The organism is Pseudomonas sp. SMV7 (genome assembly GCF_052041995.1).
Lineage (GTDB): Bacteria > Pseudomonadota > Gammaproteobacteria > Pseudomonadales > Pseudomonadaceae > Aquipseudomonas.
On sequence record NZ_JBKGGT010000074.1, the window covers coordinates 1 to 270 of the forward strand.

At 69.3% G+C, this 270-nt stretch carries 1 protein-coding gene; it reads left to right on the top strand.

What is annotated here, in order from left to right:
* A partial coding sequence (locus ACLEJP_RS25595; protein ID WP_440810932.1) for an Ig-like domain-containing protein occupies positions 1 to 270 on the top strand: 270 nt, incomplete at both ends.

A 270-nucleotide genomic window follows, 5' to 3' on the forward strand; every position in this document is an offset into this window, starting at 1 on the left:
CGCCGACGGCAGTGGCAACTGGTCGTTCACGCCTGGCACGCCGCTGGCCAACGGCACGGTGGTCAACGCTGTGGCCCAGGACCCGGCTGGCAATACCAGCGGACCGACCAGCGTCACCGTTGACGCGGTTGCCCCGGCAGCGCCGGTCATCAACCCGAGTAACGGCGCCGTGATCAGCGGTACCGCTGAAGCCGGAGCCAAGGTGATCCTCACCGACGGTGGCGGCAACCCGATCGGCGAGACCACCGCCGATGGCAGCGGCAACTGGTC